The sequence below is a fragment of the Streptomyces antioxidans genome (genome assembly GCF_000968685.2).
GTDB lineage: Bacteria > Actinomycetota > Actinomycetes > Streptomycetales > Streptomycetaceae > Streptomyces > Streptomyces antioxidans.
Genome location: NZ_LAKD02000017.1, coordinates 1 through 24,298 on the forward strand (window position 1 = coordinate 1; position 24,298 = coordinate 24,298).

General features: G+C 74.6%; 2 protein-coding genes. Both read left to right on the top strand.

Going from position 1 to position 24,298, the window contains the following annotated elements:
- The coding region (locus tag VT50_RS08530) for a type I polyketide synthase (protein ID WP_079343790.1) at positions 1-6,906 on the top strand (6,906 nt) is incomplete at its 5' end.
- Positions 6,907-6,962: 56 nt separating this feature from the next.
- A complete protein-coding gene (locus tag VT50_RS08535) occupies positions 6,963-24,293 on the top strand; it encodes a type I polyketide synthase (RefSeq protein ID WP_075200352.1) in 17,331 nt (5,776 codons plus the stop codon).
- Positions 24,294-24,298 lie beyond the last annotated feature (5 nt).

Sequence of the window (24,298 nt, forward strand, 5' to 3'; positions counted from 1 at the left end):
GTCGAGCTGCCCACGTACGCCTTCCAGCACCAGCACTACTGGCTGGAGGCGGGCAGCCCCGCCGCTGCCGCGGCCACCGCCGCCGACCCCGTCGAGACCCGTTTCTGGGAGGCCGTCGAGCGCGAGGACTGGCAGACCCTCGCGGCCGAGCTGGACATCGACGACGACGAGCGGGTCAGCGCGCTGCTGCCCGCCCTGGCGTCGTGGCGCAAGCAGGCCCGTGAGCGGTCCACGGTGGACGGCTGGCGCTACCGCGTCACCTGGAAGCCGCTCGCCGACGGGCAGCCCGCGCGGCTGACCGGTGCCTGGCTCGTCATCGCCCCGGAGGCGGGGGACGCAGCCTGGCCCGACGCCGTGGCCGGTGTGCTCGCCGAACGCGGCGCCGACGTACGGCGGATCGCCGTGGACACCACCGCCGACGGCCGCGACGAGCTGACCGGGCGGCTGCGCACCGCGCTCGCGGAGACCGACGGCATCCCGTTCGCCGGAGTGCTGTCGCTGCTGGCCCTCGACGGCCGTCCGCACCCCCGTCACCCCTCCGTCCCCGCCGGGGTGGCCGCGCAGCTCGCGCTGGTGCAGGCCCTCGGCGACGCGGAGATCGGCGCGCCGCTGTGGTCCGCCACCCGCGGTGCGGTCTCCGTCGGCCGCGCGGACTCGCTGGACTCCCCCGAGCAGGCACTGGTCTGGGGCCTGGGCCGGGTGGCCGCGCTGGAGCACGGCGAGCGCTGGGGCGGTCTGGTGGACCTGCCCGGGGCGCCCGACGAGCGGGCGCTGGCCCGGCTGGTGGCCGTGCTCGCCGGGGCCGACGAGGAGGACCAGGTCGCGATCCGCGCCACCGGGCCGCTCGTACGCCGTCTGGTGCGCGCCCCGCTTGCCGCCACGCCCGCCGTACGGGCCTGGAAGCCCGCGGGCACCACCCTGGTCACCGGCGGTACGGGCGCGCTGGGCGCCCATGTGGCGCGCTGGCTGGCCCGGAGCGGCGCCGAGCACCTGGTGCTCACCAGCCGCCGTGGCCTGGACGCCCCGGGCGCGGCGGATCTGCGGTCCGAGCTGACCGAACTCGGCGCCAAGGTCACCGTCGCCGCGTGCGACGTGGCCGACCGCGCCCAGGTCGAGGCGCTGCTCGCGGACATCCCCGCCGAGCACCCGCTGACCGCCGTCGTCCACACGGCCGCCGTGCTGGACGACGGGGTGATCGAGGGCCTGACCCCGGACCAGGTGGACCGGGTGCTGAAGGTCAAGGTGGACGCCACCCGCCATCTGCACGAGCTCACCCGCGAGCTGGACCTGTCGGCGTTCGTGCTGTTCTCCTCCTTCGCGGCCACCTTCGGCGCGCCCGGCCAGGGCAACTACGCGCCCGGCAACGCCTTCCTGGACGCCTTCGCCGAGTACCGGCGCGCCCAGGGCCTGCCCGCCACCTCGCTGGCCTGGGGCCCGTGGGGCGAGGGCGGGATGGCCGAGGGCGGCGTCGGCGACCGGATGCGCCGCCACGGCGTCATCGAGATGGCGCCGCGGTCGGCCGTCACCGCGCTCCAGCACGCCCTGGACCGCGATGAGTCGGTGCTGACCGTCGTCGACATGGAGTGGAAGCGCTTCGTGCTCGCCTTCACCTCCGGCCGCTCCCGTCCGCTGCTGCACGACCTGCCCGAGGCGCGGCAGGTCATCGAGGACATGGCCGGGGACGCCGAGGCGGACGGCGCGGGCGCGGTCGCCCTGGCCCAGCAGCTCGCCGGGGTGCCGGAGGCCGAGCGGGAGCGGCTGGTGCTGGAGCTGGTGCGCACCGCCGTCGCGGCCGTCCTGGGCTACGCGGGCGCCGACGGCGTCGAGGCGGGCCGGGCCTTCAAGGAGCTGGGCTTCGACTCGCTGACGGCCGTGGAACTGCGCAACCGGCTCAGCGCCGCCAGCGGGCTGAAGCTGCCGCCCACCCTGATCTTCGACTACCCCACGCCCACCCTGCTCGCGCGCCATCTGCGCACCGAGCTCGCGGGCGGGCAGCGGGCCGCCGTGGCCGCGCTGCCGACCGCGGCGGCGCTCGCCGACGACGAGCCGATCGCCATCGTCTCCATGAGCTGCCGCTTCCCCGGCGGGGTGCGCACCCCCGAGGAGCTGTGGCAGCTGCTCGCCTCCGGGGGCGACGCGCTGTCGGAGTTCCCGGCCGACCGCGGCTGGGACATCGAGTCGCTGTACGACCCGGACCCGGACGCGCAGGGCACCAGCTACACCCGCGAGGGCGGGTTCCTCACCGGGGCCGCCGACTTCGACCCCGCGTTCTTCGGGATCTCGCCGCGCGAGGCCATGGCGATGGACCCGCAGCAGCGGCTGCTGCTGGAGACCTCGTGGGAGGCGTTCGAGCGGGCGGGCATCGACCCGGCCGCCCTGCACGGCAGCCCGTCCGGCGTCTTCGTCGGCACCAATGGCTCCGACTACTCCATCGTCATGCGCAACAACACCGAGGGCTACGAGGGCCACCTGGCCACCGGCAGCGCCGCAAGCGTCGTCTCCGGCCGCCTGTCGTACACCTTCGGTCTGGAGGGTCCGGCGGTCACCGTGGACACCGCGTGCTCGGCGTCGCTGGTGGCGCTGCACCTGGCCGTCCAGTCGCTGCGCCAGGGCGAGTGCTCGATCGCGCTCGCGGGCGGGGTGACCGTGATGGCCACCCCGGGGACGTTCATCGAGTTCAGCCGCCAGCGCGGACTGTCATCCGACGGCCGCAGCAAGGCGTTCTCCGCGGATGCGGACGGCTTCAGCCCGGCCGAGGGTGTGGGCATGCTGCTGGTCGAGCGGCTGTCGGACGCCCGGAAGAACGGCCATCCGGTGCTGGCCGTCGTGCGCGGTTCGGCGATCAACCAGGACGGCGCGTCCAATGGTCTGACCGCGCCCAATGGCCCGTCCCAGCAGCGCGTGATCCGGCAGGCGCTCGCCAACGCCCGGCTGTCCCCTGCCGAGGTGGACGCGGTGGAGGCACATGGCACCGGTACGACGCTGGGTGATCCGATCGAGGCTCAGGCGCTGCTCGCCACCTACGGCCAGGAGCGGCCCGAGGGACAGCCCCTGCTGCTCGGCTCCATCAAGTCCAACATCGGCCACGCCCAGGCGGCGGCCGGTGTCGCGGGTGTGATGAAGCTCGTGCTCGCGCTGCGCCACGGCGTGCTGCCGGAGTCGCTGCACATCGGCGAGCCCACCCCGCACGTCGACTGGTCGGCGGGCGACGTGGAGCTGTTGACCGGGGCGCGGGAGTGGCCCGAGACCGGCCGTCCGCGCCGGGCCGCCGTATCCTCGTTCGGCTTCAGCGGCACCAACGCCCACGCCATCATCGAGCAGGCGCCCGCCGAGGAGCCGGACCCGGCCGAGCCGGTGACCCGGCCGCTCGGCGCGCTGCCGTGGACGGTGTCCGGCAGGACCGAGGCGGCGCTGCGCGCCCAGGCCGCGAAGCTGCTGGCCCATCTCGACGCCGACCCGGCCGCGCGCCCGCAGGACATCGGCCGTGCGCTGGCCACCACCCGCGCCGCCTTCGACCAGCGCGCGGTGCTGGTGGGCACGGACCGGGACGATTTCGTCCGTGGCCTGGACGCCCTCACTAGGGGGCAGGTCCTGCCGAACCTGGTGCAGGGGGCCTCAATCGGGGGCAAGGCCGCATTCGTGTTCCCGGGACAGGGGTCACAATGGGTAGGCATGGCCGTGGAGCTGTTGGATGCTTCACCGGTGTTCGCTGCCCGTATTGATGAGTGTGCCGCCGCGCTCGCAGAGTTCACCGACTGGTCGTTGGTGGATGTGCTGCGCGAGGCGGAGGGCGCACCGTCACTGGAGCGGGTGGACGTCGTTCAGCCGGTGTTGTTCTCCGTGATGGTCTCGCTGGCGGAGCTGTGGCGTTCGCTGGGCGTGCGGCCGTTGGCTGTGGTGGGTCACTCGCAGGGTGAGATCGCGGCGGCGTGTGTGGCGGGGATTCTCTCGTTGAAGGACGCGGCGCGTGTGGTGGCGTTGCGCAGTCAGGCGATTGGGCGGGTGCTGGCGGGCCGGGGTGGCATGGTGTCGGTGGCGCTGCCGGTGGCGGAGGTGCGGGAGCGGATCGTGCCGTGGGGCGAGGAGCGCATCTCGGTGGCGGCCGTCAACGGCCCGTCCTCGGTGGTCGTCTCGGGTGAGCCCGGGGCCCTCGATGAGCTGGTCGCCGCGTGTGAGGCGGACGAGGTGCGGGCGCGTCGGGTGCCGGTGGACTACGCCTCGCACTCGGCTCAGGTGGAACTCCTCCGCGAGGAGCTGCTGGAGTTGCTGGCCCCCGTTGAGCCCAAGACGGCCGAAGTCCCCTTCCTGTCGACGGTGACGGGGGAGTGGGTCGAGGGTCCGGAGCTGGACGCGGAGTACTGGTTCACCAATCTGCGGCGCACGGTTGAGCTGGAGGGCGCCGTTCGCCGACTGCTGGACGAGGGCTTCGGCGTCTTCATCGAGTGCAGCGCGCACCCGGTGCTGGCGATGGGGGTGCAGGAGACGGCCGAGGACGCGGGCCGCGAGGCCGCCGCGATCGGGTCGCTGCGCCGTGACGAGGGCGGGCTCGACCGTCTCTACACCTCGCTGGGCGAGGCGTGGACGCGCGGCGTCGGCGTGGACTGGGCGGCGGTGTACGAGGGGACGGGCGCGGTCCGCGTCGAGCTGCCCACGTACGCCTTCCAGCACCAGAGCTACTGGCCGCAGCCGGCCGACACCCCGGCCGATCAGCCGGGCGTACCGTCCGACGCCGTGGACGCCCGCTTCTGGGAGGCCGTCGAGCGCGAGGACCTGGAGTCGCTGGCCGACACCCTCGCGTTCGGGGACGACGGCGAGCGGTCCTCGCTCGGCGCCGTCCTGCCCGCTCTGGCCTCGTGGCGCAAGCAGGCCCGCGAGCAGTCCACCGTGGACGGCTGGCGCTACCGCGTGACCTGGACCTCGCTGACCGAGGCACAGGCCCCGCGGCTGTCCGGCACCTGGCTGCTGGCCGTGCCCGAGTCCGCCGCCACCGACGACTGGACGCTCGGCGCGGTCCGGACGCTCACCGAACGCGGCGCCGAGGTGCGGCAGATCACCCCGACCGCCGTGGAGTCGGACCGCGCGTCGCTGACCCGCCTGGTGCGCGAGGAGCTGGCCGACGCCGGAGCCGTCTCCGGTGTGCTCTCGCTGCTCGCCTTCGACGCGGGCACCGCGCCCGGCACCGACGGGGTCAGCGCCGGGCTGGTCGGTACCGCCGTGCTGATCCAGGCCCTCGGCGACGCCGGGGTGGACGCGCCGCTGTGGTGTGCCACCCGGGGCGCGGTCGCCGTCGGCCAGACGGACACCGTGGAATCCCCGGAGCAGGCGCTCGTGTGGGGCCTCGGCCGGACCGCCGCCCTGGAGTACCCGGAGCGCTGGGGCGGTCTGGTGGACCTGCCCGGCGCGCCCGACGAGCGGGCGCTGGCCCGGCTCGCCGGGGCGCTCGCGGGGACCGGCGGCGAGGACCAGCTCGCGGTGCGCGCGGCCGGGGTCTTCGCCCGCAGGCTCGCCCACGCCCCGCTGGCCGGTGCTCCGGCCGTACGGTCGTGGAAGCCGTACGGTACGACGCTGGTCACCGGCGGTACGGGCGCGCTGGGCGCCCATGTGGCGCGCTGGCTGGCCCGTAACGGCGCCGAGCACCTGGTGCTCACCAGCCGCCGTGGCCCCGAGGCCCCGGGTGCGGCTGAACTGCGGGACGAGCTGGCCGAGTTGGGCGCCGACGTCACCATCGCCGCGTGCGACGTGGCCGACCGCAAGGCCGTGGAGACGCTGCTCGCCGCCGTCCCGGCCGACCGGCCGCTCACGGCGGTCATGCACGCCGCGGGCGTCCTGGACGACGGCGTCCTGGACGCGCTCACCCCCGAGCGGTTCGCCACCGTCCTCGGCCCCAAGGCCGACGCGGCGCGCCATCTGGACGAGCTGACCCGCGATCTGGACCTGACCGCGTTCGTGCTGTTCTCCGGCATCGCGGGCACCCTCGGCGACGCCGGGCAGGGCAACTACGCGGCGGCCAACGCCTATCTGGACGCGCTGGCCGAACGGCGCCGCGCGGCGGGCCTGCCCGCCACCTCGGTGGCCTGGGGCCGCTGGGGCGAGACCGGGCTGGCCGCGGACGGTGCCATCGGCGAGCGGCTGGACCGCGGCGGTGTCCCGGCGATGGCGCCGCACGCCGCGATCACGGCGCTGCAGCGGGCCCTGGACCACGCGGACACGGTCGTGGCCGTCGCCGACATCCAGTGGGACCGCTTCGCCCACGGCTACACCGCGGTACGCCCCAGCCCGCTCATCGGCGAGCTGCCCGAGGTCAAGCGGCTGCGCGAGACCGGGGGCAGGGCCGGTGAGCCGGGGGCGGCCGCCGACGGGTCCCCGGCGGACGCGTTGCGCAACCGGCTGGCCGGGATCTCCCGGGCCGAGCAGTCCCTGGTCGTCCTGGAGGTCGTGCGCTCGGGCGCGGCCGCCGCGCTCGGCCACTCCTCGACCGACGAGGTCGGCGCCGGGCGGGCGTTCAAGGAGCTGGGCTTCGACTCGCTGATCGCGCTGGAGCTGCGCAACCGGCTGACCGCCGCCACCGGGCAGAAGCTGCCCGCCACGCTGGTCTTCGACTACCCGACCCCGGCGGCGCTCGCCGAGTTCCTGTGCGGCCGGATCGTGGGCGACGGCGGTACGGCCGCGGCGCCCGGGTTCGCGGAGCTCGACGCGCTGGAGTCCGCGCTGTCCGTCCTGGACCCCGACAGCGGGGCACGGGAGGACATCGCGGCCCGGCTGCGGGACCTCGCGGCGGCATGGGCGGAGCCCCGTACGGCCGATGCCGGGGCGGCCGACGGCGACGGCGGCACCGTGACGGAGAAGTTGCAGGAGGCGACGCCCGACGAGGTCTTCGCCTTCATCGACAAGGAACTCGGAATCTGAGGATCGACGGGTCCGAGGGCGCAAGGTTTGTGACGAGAAGCATGGGTGAGACTCCAATGGCGGATCAGGACAAGATCCTCGACTACCTCAAGCGGGTAACTGCCGATCTGCACCAGACGCGGCAGCGTCTCCGCGAGGTCGAGTCGCAGGAGCCTGAGCCGATCGCGATCGTCGGAATGAGCTGCCGGTTCCCCGGAGGTGTCACCTCTCCGGAGGAGCTGTGGGAGCTCGTGGCCGCGGGCGGCGACGCCATCGCGGACTTCCCCACGGACCGTGGCTGGGACGTCGACGCGCTCTTCGCCGACGACCCCGACGAGCAGGGCACCAGCTACACCGACAAGGGCGGGTTCCTCGACGGCGCGGGCGAGTTCGACGCCGGGTTCTTCGGGATCAGCCCGCGCGAGACCCTTGGCATGGACCCGCAGCAGCGGCTGCTGCTGGAGACCTCCTGGGAGGCGTTCGAGCGGGCCGGGATCGACCCGGCCACGCTCCGCGGCAGCAGGGCCGGTGTCTTCGTCGGCACCAACGGCCAGGACTACCCGGAGCTGATGCACACGCTGCCGCAGGGCGTTGAGCAGTATCTGCTCACCGGCAACGCCGCCAGCGTCATCTCCGGCCGGATCTCCTACACCTTCGGTCTGGAGGGCCCGGCGCTCACGGTGGACACCGCGTGCTCGGCGTCGCTGGTGGCGCTGCACCTGGCCATCCAGGCGCTGCGCAACGGCGAGTGCTCGCTGGCGCTCACCGGCGGTGTCACGGTGATGAACAGCCCGCGCGCGTTCATCAACTTCAGCCGCCAGCGCGGCCTCGCCCCCGACGGCCGCTGCAAGGCGTTCGCGGACGGCGCGGACGGCACCGGCTGGGGCGAGGGCGTCGGCATGCTGCTGGTCGAGCGGCTGTCGGACGCGCGCCGCCACGGCCACAAGGTGCTGGCCATCGTCCGGGGTTCGGCCATCAACCAGGACGGCGCGTCCAACGGTCTGACCGCGCCCAACGGCCCGTCCCAGCAGCGGGTCATCCGCCAGGCGCTCACCGACGCCCGGCTCACCCCGGCCCAGGTGGACGCCGTCGAGGCCCACGGCACCGGCACCAGCCTCGGTGACCCCATCGAGGCCCAGGCCCTGCTCGCCACGTACGGGCAGAACCGGGCCGAGGGCCGCCCGCTGTGGCTCGGCTCGGTCAAGTCCAACTTCGGGCACACCCAGGCCGCCGCCGGTGTCGCCGGGATCATCAAGATGGTCAAGGCCATCGAGCACGGAGTGCTGCCCAGGACCCTGCACGTCGACGCGCCCTCCCGGGACGTGGACTGGGACGCGGGCGCCGTCTCCCTGCTCACCGAGAACACCCCGTGGCCGGAGACCGGCCAGCCGCGCCGCGCGGGCATCTCCTCCTTCGGCGTGAGCGGTACCAACGCCCACACCGTCATCGAACAGGCCCCCGCCGAGGACCGCGAGCCGCGGCTCCCCGGCGACGCGGAGTGGACCGGCATCGGCGGGCAGCTGCCGCTGCTGGTGTCCGCGCAGAGCGCACCCGCACTGCGCGCCCAGGCCGGGCGGCTCACCGCCCGCGTCCAGGACGACCCGGACCTCGGCCTGGTCGACCTGGCCCATTCGCTGGCCACCACCCGCGCCGCGCTGGACCACCGGGCCGTGGTCCTCACCGGCGAGGGCGGCCGGGACGAACTGCTGCGCGGGCTGGCCGCACTCGCCGAGGACACCCCCGCGGGCGGCGTCGTCCGGGGCGAGGTGGCCGAGGGCAAGGTCGCGTTCCTCTTCACCGGCCAGGGCAGCCAGCGCGCCGGAATGGGCCGTGAACTGTACGCGGCCGTCCCGGCCTTCGCCCGCGCCCTGGACGAGGTGTGCGCCGAGCTCGACCAGCACCTCCGGCGACCGCTGCGCGAGGTGATGTTCGGCGACGACGACGGCTCGCTGGACCGCACCGGTCACACCCAGCCCGCGCTGTTCGCCCTCGAAGTGGCGCTGTTCCGGCTGCTGGAGACATGGGGCGTCAAGCCCGACTTCCTCGTCGGCCACTCCATCGGTGAACTGGCCGCGGCCCATGTGGCGGGTGTGCTCTCGCTGGCCGACGCGGCGAAGCTGGTGGCCGCGCGCGGCCGTCTGATGGAGGAACTGCCCGCCGGTGGCGCGATGATCGCCATCCAGGCGTCCGAGGACGAGGTGGCGCCGCTGCTCACCGGGCGCGTCTCGATCGCCGCCCTCAACGGGCCCACGTCCGTCGTCATCGCGGGTGACGAGGACGCGGCTGTCGCGATCGCCTCCGGTTTCGAGGCGCGGGGCCGTAAGACCAAGCGGCTCGCCGTGAGCCACGCGTTCCACTCGCCCCGCATGGACGGCATGCTGGACGCCTTCCGCGAGGTGGCGCGGCAGGTCACCTACGCCCCGCCGGTCATCCCCATCATCTCCAACCTCACCGGCGGTTCGGTCTCCGCCGACGAGATCTGCTCGCCCGACTACTGGGTCCGGCACGTCCGCGAGGCGGTCCGCTTCACCGACGGCATCCGCCGCCTCGAGGAGTACGACGTCGCCACCTATGTGGAGCTGGGCCCCGACGGGGTGCTCTCCGCCATGGCGCAGGACTGCGTCACCGGCGACGGCGCCGTGTTCGTGCCCGTGCTGCGCGGCGACGGCCCCGAGGCCACCGCCCTGGCCGGTGCCCTCGCCCGCGCCCATGTCCACGGCGTGGCCGTCGACTGGGCCGCGGTCTTCGAGGGCTCCGGCTCCCGCCGCGTCGAACTGCCCACCTACGCCTTCCAGCGCGAGCTGTACTGGCCCGAACCGCCCGGCCCGTGGACCGGCGATGTGACCGCCGCCGGGCTCGGCTCCGCCGACCATCCGCTGCTCGGCGCCGCCGTGTCACTCGCCGACGGCGCCGGATTCCTCTTCACCGGACGGCTCTCCCTGCAGACCCACCCGTGGCTGGCCGACCACGCCGTCATGGACACCGTGCTGCTGCCCGGCACCGCCTTCGTGGAGCTCGCCATCCGCGCCGGTGACCACGCGGGCGCGGACGTCCTGGAGGAGCTGACCCTCGAGGCCCCGCTGGTGCTGCCCCCGCAGGGCGGCGTACAGCTCCAGGTGTCCGTGGGCGCCCCGGACGGGACCGGCCGCCGGTCGCTGACCCTGCACTCGCGTCTCGAGGAGGCCGCCGACGGCACCTGGGGCGAGGGCGAGTGGACCCGCCACGCCACCGGTGTGCTCTCCACCGGCGCCACCACCCCCGGCGACAGCCTCACCGCATGGCCCCCGGCCGGTGCCACCGAGGTCCCCGTGGACGGCCTCTACGACTGGCTCGCCGACACCGGATTCGCCTACGGCCCGGTCTTCCAGGGGCTCCAGGGCGCCTGGCAGCACGAGGAGCGGGTGTACGCCGAGGTGCGGCTGCCCGAAACCGCCCGCGCCGAGGCCGAGCTGTTCGGGCTGCACCCGGCGCTGCTGGACGCGGCCCTGCACGCCGTGGGCATCGGCTCCCTGCTGGAGGACACCGAACACGGCCGCCTCCCCTTCTCCTGGAGCGGGGTCCGGCTGCACGCCGTGGGCGCCGCCACGCTCCGCGTCCGGCTCTCGCCCGCCGGTCAGGACGCGGTGGCCGTGCTGGTGACCGACGAGAGCGGCGCGCCCGTCGCCTCCGTGGACTCCCTGCTGCTGCGGCCCGTCTCGCCCGACCAGGTGCACGCCGCGCGCGGCGCCTTCCACGAGGCGCTGTTCCGCGTCGAGTGGACCCCCGTGCCGGTCCCCGCCAACACCACCGTGGTGGCCGGGCAGTGGGCGGTGCTGGGCGCCGCCGACCACCCCGAGCTGACCGCCGCCGGGTACGCGGAGCTGGCCACCGCCCTGCCCACCGCCGCCGGATACGCCGACCTGGCCGCGCTCGGCGCGGCCGTGGACGCCGGGGCCCCGGTGCCCCAGGCCGTCGTCGCGCCGTTCTTCGCGGCCGACAGCGGGCTGCCCGTCGAGACCGCCGTGCGCGAGGCCCTGCACCGGGCGCTGGAGCTGGTCCAGAGCTGGCTCGCCGACGCCCGCTTCGAGGGCTCCCGGCTGGTGGTCGCCACCCGTGGCGCCGTCGCCGCCTCGGCGGACGCCGACACCGAGGACCTGGCCCACGCCCCGCTGTGGGGTCTGCTGCGCTCCGCGCAGTCCGAGAACCCGGACCGCTTCGTCCTGGCGGACCTCGACGGCCGCGACGAGTCCTACCGGGCGCTGTCCGCCGCCCTGGCCACCGGCGAATCGCAGCTCGCCGTCCGCGCCGGATCCGTGGTCGTACCGCGCCTGGCCAAGGTCGCCGCCGACCCCGAGCGGACCGCCCCCGCCCTCGACCCCGAGGGCACCGCCCTCGTCACCGGCGCCACCGGCACCCTCGGCGGCCTCGTCGCCCGCCACCTGGTGGCCGGGCACGGCGTACGCCACCTGCTGCTGCTCAGCAGGCGCGGGGCAGAAGCCCACGGCGCCGCCGAACTCGCCGCCGAGCTGCGCGCGTCGGGCGCCGAGGTCACCCTCGCCGCCTGCGACGTGGCCGACCGCGACGCGCTCGCCACCGCGCTCGCCGCCGTCCCGGCCGAACACCCGCTGACCGCCGTGGTGCACACCGCAGGTGTGCTCGACGACGGTGTCATCGGCTCGCTCACCGCCGAGCGCGTCGACCGCGTACTGCCCCCCAAGGTGGACGCGGCCGTGAACCTCCACGAGCTGACCCGCGGCAACCTGGATCTATCGGCGTTCGTGCTGTTCTCCGCCGCCGCCGGCACCCTCGGCGGCCCCGGCCAGGCCAACTACGCCGCCGCCAACGCCTTCCTGGACGCCCTCGCCCACCGGCGCCGCGCCCAGGGGCTGCCCGCCACCGCCCTCGCCTGGGGCCTGTGGGCCGAGCGCAGCGGCATGACCGGTGACCTGGACGACACCGACATCCAGCGCATCACCCGCGCCGGAGTGGCCGCCCTCTCCTCCGAGGAGGGCCTGGCCCTCCTGGACACCGCCCTCGCCGTGGGCGACCCCACGCTCGTCCCCATGCACCTGGACCTGGCGCCGCTGCGAAACGCCGACGCCACCATGGTCCCCGCGCTGCTGCGCGGCCTGGTGCGGGCCCCCGGCCGCCGCGTGGTCGAGGCGGGCGGCGCCTCCGCACCCGGCGGGCTCGCCGACCGGCTCCTCGGGCTGTCCGTCCCCGAGCGCGACCGGCTGCTGCTGGAGGTCGTCTGCGGTCAGGTGGCCGCCGTCCTCGGCTACGCGGGCCCGGAGGCCGTCGGCGCCGGGCGCGCCTTCAAGGAGCTGGGCTTCGACTCGCTCACCGCCGTCGAACTGCGCAACCGCCTCGGCGCCGTCACCGGCGTACGGCTCCCCGCCACCCTCGTCTTCGACTACCCCACGCCGACCGCGCTGGCCGGTTTCCTGCGCACCGAAATCCTCGGCGACCAGGCCGACGAGGCCGCCGCGGCCCCGGCCGCCACCGTGGCGGTCGCCGACGACGAGCCCATCGCCATCGTCGGCATGAGCTGCCGCTACCCCGGCGGGGTCACCAGCCCCGAGGAGCTGTGGCAGCTGGTCACCGGCTCGGTGGACGCCATTTCCGGCTTCCCGGCCGACCGCGGCTGGCAGCTGGAGGGGCTGCTGGGCGACGACCCGGAGCAGGCGGGCACCAGCGCCACCATCGAGGGCGGATTCCTCTACGGCGCGGGCGAGTTCGACCCCGACTTCTTCGGCATCAACCCCCGCGAAGCCCTCGCCATGGACCCCCACCAGCGGCTGCTGCTGGAGAGCTCCTGGGAGGCGTTCGAGCGGGCCGGGATCGACCCGTCGACCGTGCGCGGCAGCAGGACCGGCGTCTTCGCGGGCGTCATGTACCACGACTACCTCTCCCGGCTGACCGCCCTGCCGGACGGCCTGGAGGGCTACCTCGGCACCGGCACGGCGGGGAGCGTGGCCTCCGGCCGGGTGGCGTACACCTTCGGCCTCGAGGGCCCGGCCGTCACCATCGACACGGCGTGCTCGTCGTCGCTGGTGGCGCTGCACCTGGCCGCGCAGGCGCTGCGCAACGGCGAGTGCACCATGGCCCTCGCGGGCGGTGTCACCGTCATGTCCACCCCGGACACCTTCATCGACTTCAGCCGCCAGGGCGGCCTTTCGGCCAGCGGCCGCTGCAAGTCCTTCTCGGCCGGGGCGGACGGCACCGGCTGGGCCGAGGGCGTCGGCATGCTGCTGGTGGAGCGGCTGTCGGACGCCCGGCGCAACGGCCACAAGGTGCTGGCGGTGGTGCGGGGCACGGCGGTCAACCAGGACGGTGCGTCCAATGGTCTGACGGCACCGAACGGTCCCTCCCAGCAGCGCGTCATTCGTCAGGCGCTGGCGAACGCGGGTCTGTCGGCGTCCGAGGTGGACGCGGTCGAGGCCCACGGCACGGGGACGACGCTGGGCGACCCGATCGAGGCGCAGGCGCTGCTGGCCACGTACGGCAAGGAGAAGACCGAGGACCAGCCGCTGTGGCTGGGCTCGATCAAGTCCAACGTCGGCCATACGCAGGCCGCGGCCGGTGTCGCGGGCATCATCAAGATGGTGCAGGCCATGCACCACGGCGTACTGCCCCGGTCGCTGCACCTCGACGAGCCGTCGCCGCACGTGGACTGGGCGGCGGGCGCGGTGTCGCTGCTGAGCGAGGCGCGGGAGTGGCCGGAGACCGGGCGGTCCCGCCGGGCCGGGGTGTCCTCCTTCGGCGTCAGCGGCACCAACGCGCACGTCATCATCGAGCAGGCGCCGGAGCCGGAGGAGGCCGGGCTCCCCGCGCTTCCGGCCGTCCGGCCGTCCGTACTGCCGTGGACCGTGTCCGGCAAGAACGCCGACGCGCTGCGGGCGCAGGCCGAGCGGCTGCTCGCCGACCTGGAGCGGCGGCCGGACGTGTCCCCGACCGACCTGGCGTACTCGCTCGCGACCTCCCGCGCCGCGCTGGACCACCGCGCCGTCGTGGTCGGCGCGGACCGTGCGGCACTGGTCTCGGGCCTGGAGGCGCTGGCGCGCGGCGAGTCGGCCGCGGGGCTGGTCCAGGGCTCGGTGGCGGAGGGCAAGGTGGCCTTCCTCTTCACCGGGCAGGGCAGCCAGCGGCTCGGCATGGGCCGCGAACTGTACGACGCCTACCCGGTGTTCGCGGAGGCGTTCGACGCCGTCTGCGACGCGCTGGACGTACACCTTGAACGGCCGCTGAGGACGGTGGTGTTCGGGGACGACGCCGAGGAGCTGGACCGGACCGGGTTCACCCAGCCCGCGCTGTTCGCGGTCGAGGTGGCGCTGTTCCGCCTGGTCGAGGCGTGGGGGCTGCGGCCCGACGTCCTCTCCGGGCACTCCATCGGCGAGCTGGCCGCCGCGCAGGTGGCCGGTGTGCTGTCGCTGGCCGACGCGGCGAAGCTGGTGGCGGCGCGTGGCCGTCTGATGCAGGAGCTTCCGGCGGGTGGCGCGATGATCGCGGTACAGGCGTCGGAGGACGAGGTGGCGCCGCTGCTGACCGAGCGGGTGAGCATCGCCGCCATCAACGGTCCGACGTCGGTGGTCATCGCGGGTGATGAGGACGCGGCTGTCGCGCTCGCGTCCGGTTTTGAGGCGCGGGGCCGTAAGACCAAGCGGCTGACCGTGAGCCATGCGTTCCACTCGCCGTGCATGGACGGGATGCTGGAGGCGTTCCGGGAGGTGGCGCAGGGGCTGTCGTACGAGGCCCCGCGCATTCCGATCGTGTCCAACCTGACCGGCGAGCTGGTCTCCGCCGAGGAGATCACGACCCCCGACTTCTGGGTGCGCCACGTCCGCGAGGCCGTCCGCTTCCTCGATGGCGTACGGACGTTGGAGGCCCAGGGCGTCAGCACCTACCTCGAACTCGGCCCCGATGGTGTGCTCACCGCCATGGCCCAGGAGTGCGTCACCGACGCCGACGCGGCCGGTTTCGCCACCGCGCTGCGCAAGGACCGCTCCGAGGCCGATACCGTCGCCACCGCCCTCGCCGCCCTGCACGTCCGTGGGGTGGCCCCGGACTGGGCCGGGTACTTCGCCGGGACCGGCGCCCACCGTGTCGACCTGCCGACCTACGCCTTCCAGCACCGCCGCTTCTGGCTGACCTCCCCCGCGGGCTTCGTGGGCGACGTCGAGTCGGCGGGTCTGGACCGGGCCGACCACCCCCTGCTGGGCGCCGCCGTGCCGCTGGCGGACTCCGACGGCTTCCTGTTCACCGGGCGGCTCTCCCTCGAAAGCCACCCGTGGCTGGCCGACCACGCCGTCATGGGCACCGTGCTGCTGCCCGGCACCGCCTTCGTGGAGCTGGCCATCCGCGCCGGTGACCAGGTGGGCTACGACCGGCTGGACGAGCTGACGATCGAGGCGCCGCTGGTGCTGCCCGAGCGCGGCGCGGTCCAGCTCCAGCTCGTCGTCGGCGCCCCGCAGCGGGCCGGGCACCGCACCCTGGAGCTGTACTCGCGGGCGCAGGACGCGCCCGCCGAGCTGCCGTGGATCCGGCATGCGAGCGGTGTGCTGGTGGCCGGTGGCCCGCGGCCCTCGTTCGATCTGACGGCATGGCCGCCGCAGGGCGCCGAACCCGCCGAGGTCGAGGGGCTTTACGACCACCTGGCGCAGGGGGGTTTCGCCTACGGGCCGGTGTTCCAGGGGCTGACGGCGGCCTGGCTGCGCGGCGACGAGGTGTTCGCCGAGGTGCGGCTGCCGGAGGACCGCAAGGCCGACGCGGGCGGGTTCGGGCTGCACCCCGCGCTGCTGGACGCCGCGCTGCACAGCACGTTCGCCCGCGCGGGCGGCGATGAGCAGGGGCGGCTCCCGTTCTCCTGGAGCGGGGTGTCGCTGCACGCGGTGGGCGCCGACGCGCTCCGGGTCCGGCTGACCCCTGCCGGTGCCGACGGCGTGTCGCTGGAGCTGGCCGACGGCACCGGCGCCCCGGTGGCCTCGGTCGAGCAGCTGGCGCTGCGCCCGGTCTCGGCCGGGCAGCTCGCCGAGGGCCGCTCCGCCGCGTACCACGAGTCGCTGTACCGGCTGGACTGGGCCACCGTGCCGCCGTCCACCGAGGGCCCGGCCGCGTCCTGGACGGTGCTCGGCGAGGGCGCGCCCGCCCCGCTGACCTCCGGCGCCGCCATCCACGCCGACCTGGACGCGCTGGCCGCGGCCGGGGACGCCCCTGCCTACGTCCTGGCGTACCTCGACCCGCGCGGCGCCACCGGGGACGAGGTGACCGCCGCCGTCCACACCGCCACCCAGCGGACGCTGGCGCTGGTCCGGGCGTGGCTGGCCGACGACCGGTTCGCGGCGTCCCGGCTGGTGCTGGTGACCCGGGGCGCGGTGGCCACCGCGGGCGACGCGGGGACCCACGACCTGGCGCACGCCCCGGTGTGGGGTCTGGTGCGCTCGGCGCAGTCGGAGAACCCGGACCGGCTGGTGCTGGCGGACCTCGACGGCACCGACGCCTCCTACGAGGCGCTGGGCGCCGCACTCGCCTCCGGCGAGCCGCAGTTCGTGCTGCGCCGCGGCGCCGTCCACGCGCCCCGACTGGCGCGCACCGCCGCCTCCGGACCCATGGTGCCGCCGCCAGGCGAACCGGGCTGGCGGCTGGACATCCAGGACAAGGGCACCCTGGAGAACCTCACCCTGCTGCCCAGCCCGGAGGCCGCCGCGCCGCTGGAGGCCGGACAGGTGCGGGTCGCGGTGCGGGCCGCCGGTGTGAACTTCCGCGATGTGCTCAACGCGCTCGGCATGTACCCCGGAGACGCGGGCCTGATGGGCAGCGAGGGCGCGGGAGTCGTCCTCGAGACCGGCCCCGGGATCACCGATCTGGCGCCCGGCGACCGGGTGATGGGCATGCTGCCCGGCGGCTTCGGCCCGCTGGTGGTCATCGACCGCCGGATGGTCGTGCCGATGCCGGAGGGCTGGTCGTACGCCCAGGCCGCGTCCGTGCCGATCGTCTTCATGACCGCCTACTACGCGCTGCGCGACCTGGCCGACCTGCGGGGCGGGGAGTCGCTGCTGGTGCACGCCGCCGCCGGTGGCGTCGGCATGGCCGCCGTGCAGCTGGCCCGCCACTGGGGCGTGGACGTCTACGCCACCGCCAGCCGGGGCAAGTGGGACACGCTGCGCTCGCTGGGACTGGCCGACGACCGGATCGCCTCCTCCCGCGACCTGGCCTTCGAGGAGACGTTCCGCGAGGCCAGCGGCGGTCGCGGCGTCGATGTCGTCCTGGACTCGCTGGCCCGGGAGTTCGTGGACGCCTCGCTGCGGCTGCTGCCGCGCGGCGGCCGGTTCGTCGAGATGGGCAAGACCGACGTCCGGGCGCCCGAGGAGGTCGCCGCCGCCTACCCCGGCGTCTCCTACCAGGCGTTCGACCTCACCGAGGCGGGCCTGGACCGCATCCAGGAGATGCTGGGCGAACTGCTCGAGCTGTTCCGGCGGGGCGCGCTGCGGGCGCTGCCGATCACCGCCTGGGACCTGCGGCAGGCCCCGGACGCCTTCCGCTACCTCAGCCAGGCCCGCCACGTCGGCAAGGTCGTGCTCACCGTGCCCGCCCCGTGGAACCCGGACGGCACGGTGCTGATCACCGGCGGCACCGGCACCCTGGGCGGCCTGGTCGCCCGGCACGCGGTCACCGAGCGCGGCGTACGCCGTCTGGTGCTCACCAGCCGCCGCGGTGAGCAGGCCACGGGCGCCGCTGAACTTGCGGCCGAGCTGCGCGAGCTGGGCGCCGAGGTCACCATCGCCGCCTGTGACGCGGCCGACCGGGACGCGCTCGCCGCCGTCCTGGCCGACATCCCCACCGGGCGCCCGCTGACCGCCGTCGTGCACACCGCCGGGGTGCTGGACGACGGGGTGATCGACGCGCTGACGCCGGAGCGGCTGGAGAAGGTGCTGCGCCCCAAGGTGGACGCGGCCGTCAATCTGCACGAGCTGACCCGCGACCAGGACCTGGCCGCGTTCGTGCTGTTCTCCTCCGCGGCGGGCACCTTCGGCGGCCCCGGCCAGGCCAACTACGCGGCGGCCAACTCCTTCCTGGACGCCCTGGCCCGCCACCGCCAGTCCCAGGGTCTCGCCGCCACCTCGCTGGCCTGGGGCCTGTGGGCCGAGGCCAGCGGGATGACCGGTGACCTCGAGGCCACCGACACGTCCCGGATGACCCGCTCCGGGGTGCTGGGGCTCGCCTCCGACGAGGGGCTGGCGCTGTTCGACGCCGCCCAGGAGGTGGGCGACGCGTTCCTGGTGCCCATGCGGCTCGACCTGGCGCCGCTCACCGGCGCGCCGATCGAGATGGTGCCGCCGCTGCTGCGCGGTCTGGTGCGCGGCGGTACGACCCGCCGCACCGCGGAGTCGGGGGCGGCCCAAGACGGCTCCTCGCTGGTGGAGCGGCTGGTGCGGCTGGACGCGGCCGAGCGCGAGCAGACCCTCCTTGACCTGGTGCGCGCCCAGGTGGCCGTGGTACTCGGCCATGACTCGCCCGACGCGGTGGAGGCGAGCCGGGCGTTCAAGGACCTCGGCTTCGACTCGCTGACCGCGGTGGAGTTCCGCAACCGCCTCGGCGGCGCGGCCGGGCTGCGGCTGCCCGCCACCCTGGTCTTCGACTACCCGACGCCGACCGCGCTCGCCGGATATCTGCTGGAGGAACTGCTCGGCTCCGAGGCGGCGGCCGTCCCCGCGCGGGCCGAGGGCCCGGCGGGTGCCGCGACGGACGAGGACGACCCGATCGCCATCATCGCGATGAGCTGCCGCTTCCCCGGGGATGTGCGCACCCCCGAGGAGCTGTGGGAGCTGCTGGCCGAGGGCCGGGACGGGATCGCCCGGCTGCCGGAGGACCGCGGCTGGGACCTGGACGCGTTCTACGACCCGGACCCGGACCGGCCCGGCACCTCCTACGCCCGCGAGGGCGGCTTCACCTACGACGCCCACCACTTCGACCCGGCGTTCTTCGGCATCAACCCGCGCGAGGCGCTGGCGATGGACCCCCAGCAGCGGCTGCTGCTGGAGACCACCTGGGAGTCCTTCGAGCGGGCGGGCCTCGACCCCGGGGCGCTCCGCGGCAAGCAGGTCGGCGTGTTCGTCGGCCAGATGCACAACGACTACGTGTCCCGGCTGCACACCGTCCCGGAGGGCGTCGAGGGCTACCTCGGCACCGGCGGCTCCAGCAGCATCGCCTCCGGCCGGGTGGCGTACACCTTCGGCTTCGAGGGCCCGGCCGTCACCGTCGACACGGCGTGCTCCTCGTCGCTGGTGGCGCTGCACCTGGCGGGGCAGGCGCTGCGCAACGGCGAGTGCACGATGGCGCTCGCGGGCGGTGTCACCATCATCACCACCCCCGATGTGTTCACCGAGTTCAGCCGCCAGCGCGGCCTGGCCAGGAACGGCCGCTGCAAGCCGTTCGCGGCGGCGGCGGACGGCACGGCCTGGGGCGAGGGCGTGGGCATGCTGCTGGTGGAGCGGCTGTCGGACGCCCGGCGCAACGGCCACAAGGTGCTGGCGGTGGTGCGGGGCACGGCGGTCAACCAGGACGGTGCGTCGAACGGTCTGACGGCGCCGAATGGTCCGTCGCAGCAGCGGGTGATCCGTCAGGCGCTGGCGAACGCGGGTCTGTCGGCGTCCGAGGTGGACGCGGTGGAGGCGCACGGCACGGGCACCACGCTGGGCGACCCGATCGAGGCGCAGGCGCTGCTGGCCACGTACGGCAGGGAGAAGTCTCCCGAGCAGCCCTTGTGGCTGGGCTCGATCAAGTCCAACTTCGGCCATACGCAGGCCGCGGCCGGTGTCGCGGGCATCATCAAGATGGTGCAGGCGATGCGGCACGGTGTGCTGCCGAAGTCGCTGCACATCGATGAGCCGTCGCCGCACGTGGACTGGGCGTCGGGTGCGGTGTCGCTGCTGAGCGAGGCGCGGGAGTGGCCGGAGACCGGGCGTCCGCGCCGGGCCGGTATCTCGTCCTTCGGCATGAGCGGCACCAACGCCCACGCCATCATCGAGCAGGTGCCGGAGCCGGAACCGAGGGAGGCCCAGGTTCCGGGGACTCCGTCCGCGTCGCCGTCCGTACTGCCGTGGGTGCTGTCCGCCAAGACCCCGGAGGCGCTGCGCGCCCAGGGGGCCCGGCTGCGCGCCCATGTGGCCGACCGTCCCGGGCTGGCCCTCGCCGACATCGGCCATTCCCTGGTCACCTCCCGGGTGGGGTTCGAGCACCGGGCGGCCCTCGTCGCCCGGGACCGGGACGCCTTCCTGGCCGGTCTCGACGCCCTTGCCGAGGGCCGCACCACGGCCGGGCTGGCCGAGGGCGCGGTGGCCGAGGGCGGCAGGCTGGCCGTCCTGTTCACCGGCCAGGGCAGCCAGCGGCTCGGCATGGGCCGTGAGCTCTACGATGCCTACCCGGTGTTCGCCGAGGCGCTGGACGAGGTCTGCGACGCGCTGGACCCCCACCTCGAACGGCCGCTGAAGACGGTGGTGTTCGGGGATGACGCGGAGCGGCTGGACCAGACCGGCTTCACCCAGCCCGCCCTGTTCGCGGTCGAGGTGGCGCTGTTCCGCCTGGTGGCGACCTGGGGCGTGCGGCCGGACTACCTCTCCGGCCACTCCATCGGTGAACTGGCCGCCGCCCATGTGGCCGGTGTGCTGTCGCTGGCGGACGCGGCGAAGCTGGTGGCCGCCCGCGGGCGGTTGATGCAGCGGCTGCCCGCCGGTGGTGCGATGATCGCCGTCCAGGCGTCCGAGGACGAGGTGACCCCGCGGCTCGGCAAGCGCGTGAGCATCGCCGCCGTCAACGGCCCGACCTCGGTCGTGGTCGCGGGCGACGAGGACGCGGCGCTGGAGATCGCTTCCGGTTTCGAGGCGGAGGGCCGTAAGACCAAGCGGCTCACCGTCAGCCACGCGTTCCACTCGCCCCATATGGACGGCATGCTGGACGCCTTCCGCGAGGTGGCGCTGGGGGTGACGTACCAGGCCCCGCGCATCCCGATCGTGTCCAACCTGACCGGTGCCGTGGTCTCCGCCGACGAGATCATGACGGCTGACTTCTGGGTGCGCCACGTCCGCGAGGCCGTCCGCTTCCTGGACGGGGTGCGGACCCTGGAGGCGCAGAACGTCTCCACGTATGTGGAGCTGGGCCCCGATGGCGTCCTGACCGCCATGGCCCAGGACTGCGTGACCGACCCCGACGCGGCCGCCTTCGCCGCCGCGCTGCGCAAGGGCCGCCCCGAGGCCGAGACGCTGCTCACGGCGGTCGGCACCGCCCATGTCCGGGGCACCGCCGTGGACTTCGGCCCACTGTTCGCGCCGTACGGCCCGCAGGTGGTCGATCTGCCGACGTACGCCTTCCAGCGCCGCCCGTTCTGGCTGGACGCCGGACCGGTGGGCGGCGACGCCACCGCGATCGGCCTCCACGCGGCGGGCCATCCGCTGCTGGGCGCCGCCGTCGAACTGCCCGACTCCGACGGCATCGCCTTCACCGGACGGCTCTCCCTCCAGACCCAGCCCTGGCTCGCCGACCACGCGGTCATGGGCACGGTGCTGCTGCCCGGCACCGCCTTCGTGGAACTGGCCCTGCGCGCCGGGGACCACGCGGGCTGTGACCGCCTGGACGAACTCACCCTGGAAGCCCCCCTGATCGTCCCCGACCAGGGTGCCGTCCAACTCCGGCTCTCCCTCACCGCCCCCGACGACACCGGCCGCCGCGCGCTCACCCTGCACTCCCGCGCGGAGGGCGCCCCGGCGGACGAACCATGGCTGCGCCACGCCACGGGCGCCTTGGCGGCGGGCGCGGTGGAGGGTTCGTTCGACCTGTCCGCCTGGCCGCCCGCAGGGGCGGAGCGCATCGACACCGACGGCCTGTACGAGGGCCTGGCCGAGGCGGGCTTCGGCTACGGCCCGGTCTTCCAGGGCCTGACGGCTGCCTGGCGGCGCGACGACGAGGTGTTCGCCGAGGTGAGCCTGCCGGAGGACCGCACGTCCGACGCGAGCGCGTTCGGGCTGCACCCGGCCCTGCTGGACGCCGCACTGCACGCACTGGGCCTGAGCGCGGCCGAAGGGGACGGCGGCCAGGGCCGCCTGCCCTTCTCCTGGACCGGGGTATCCCTGCACGCGGTGGGCGCGTCGGCCCTCCGTGTGCGGCTGGGCGGCACGACCACGGGCACGGTGTCCTTGGAGCTCGCCGATGTGACGGGCGCCCCGGTGGCATCGGTCGAGGGCCTGGCCCTCCGCACGATCTCCGCCGACCAACTCGGGGCGGCCCGCCCCGGCACCCCGTCCGACTCCCTCTTCCGCCTGGACTGGCTCCCGGCCCCGGCCCAGTCCACCGAGGTAACCCCCAACAACTGGGCGGCGATAGGCCCCGAGAACACCCTGGGCCTCCCGACCCACACCGACCTGGCCACACTGGCGGAGGCGGTGGCCTCCGGCACGCAGCTCCCGAAGTACGTACTGGCCGACCTGACAGCACCCAGCTGGGCAACCCAGGCCGGTGGGGTAAGCCAACCCGGTGGGGCAAATCAAGCCCGTCCGGCGATTGAGGACACGCCCGAAGGGCGCCCGGAGCCCTCGGACTTGCCGCAGCTTTCGGCCGGTGCGGCATCTTCAGCCCGTCCGGCGTTTGAGGACCGGGGCCCTGGGGCGGAGCCCCAGGTTTCGGGAAGGGGCGGGATCGGGGAAGGCCCCTCACCGGCCGACACGGCGCACCGCGCCACCGCCCAAGCGCTGAGCCTGCTCCAGCACTGGCTGGCCGAAGACCGCTTCGCAGACGCCCGCCTCGTCATCCTCACCTCAGGAGCCGTGAGCACCGGCACCGCCACGGACGCCGACCCCGCCCCCGATCCGGCCCAAGCCGCCGTCTGGGGCCTGGCCCGCTCCGCCCAGGCGGAAAACCCGGACCGCATCGTCCTGGTCGACACCGACGGCAAGGGCCAGCCCCAAGACGCCGTGGCCACGGCCCTGGCAACGGGCGAACCCCAAATCGCCCTCCGCGACGGCGCCCCAAGGGTGCCGAGGCTGGCGCGGGCCACCGCAGCGACGGCGGACCAGGAGACCCCCGCGTTCGATCCTGAGGGCACCGTCCTGGTCACCGGTGCGTCCGGCACCCTGGGCGCGCTCTTCGCGCGCCACGTGGTGGCCGAGCACGGCGTACGCCACCTGCTCCTGCTCAGCCGCCGAGGCGAAACCGCCCCCGGAGCTGCCGAACTCACTACTGAACTGGCCGAGTTGGGTGCAGAAGCCCGTTGGGCGGCCTGTGACGCGGCGGACCGGAAGGCGCTCACCGAGGCCATCGCGTCCATCCCGGCCGAGTACCCCCTCACCGCCGTGATCCACGCGGCGGGCGTGCTGGACGACGGCGTGATCGGCTCCCTCACCCCCGATCGCCTGACCACCGTCCTCCGCCCGAAGGCGGACGCGGCGTGGAACCTCCACGAGCTGACCCAGGATGCGGACCTGTCCGCGTTCGTCCTGTTCAGCTCGGCCGCAGGCGTCTTCGGTGGCGCCGGACAGGGCAACTACGCCGCGGCCAATGCCTTCCTGGACGCCCTCGCCCAGCACCGCCGCGCCAACGGCCTGCCCGCCACCTCCCTCGCCTGGGGCCTGTGGTCGGTGCCCGGAGGCATGGGCGGTGAGTTGGACGAGACCGAGATCGCCCGGATCCGGCGCGGCGGCGTCGGCGTACTCACCGCGGAGAGCGGCCTGGAGCTGTTCGATGCCGCGCGGGGCTCGGATGAGCCCCTGCTCGTACCGCTGCCGCTGGACATGGCCGCGCTCAGGGCACAGGCGGGCAGCGACATGCTCCCGGCGCTCTTCCGCGGCCTGGTGCGAGCCCCCGCCCGCCGCGCCGCCGAATCCGCCGCTGCCGCCGCGGCCGGTGCCGAGGCGCTGCGCGAACGGCTCGCGGGGCTCTCCGAGCCCGAGCGCGAGGAGGTGCTGCTTGAGCTGGTCTGCACCCAGGTGGCGGCCGTCCTCGGCTACCCCGGCCCGGAGACGGTCGACCCGGCCCGCTCGTTCAGCGAGGTCGGCTTCGACTCGCTCACCGCGGTCGAGCTCCGCAACCGCCTCAACGCGACGACCGGCGTCCGCCTCCCGGCGACGCTGGTCTTCGACTACCCGACCCCCAACGCACTGGTCGAGTATCTGCGCGGCGAGATCCTGCCGGACGACGCGTCGGCGGTCACCTCGCTGCTCGCGGAGCTCGACGGGCTGGAGAAGTCCCTGGCCCTGGCCGGGGCGGCCGGAGCCGCCCCGGACGACGAGGGCCGGAGCAGGGTCACCGCGCGGCTGCAGGCCCTGCTCGCGCAATGGAATGACAACCGAGGACCGGAAGACGGCGCCGGAGTCGCCGAGGAGTTGGAGTCCGCCACAGACGACGACCTCTTCGACTTCATCGGCAAGGAATTCGGGATCTCCTGAAGTGA

Coding starts and splice junctions, on each gene's coding strand:
- VT50_RS08535 (WP_075200352.1), top strand. CDS start 6,963: ATGGCGGATCAGGACAAGATCCTCGACTACCTCAAGCGGGTAACTGCC.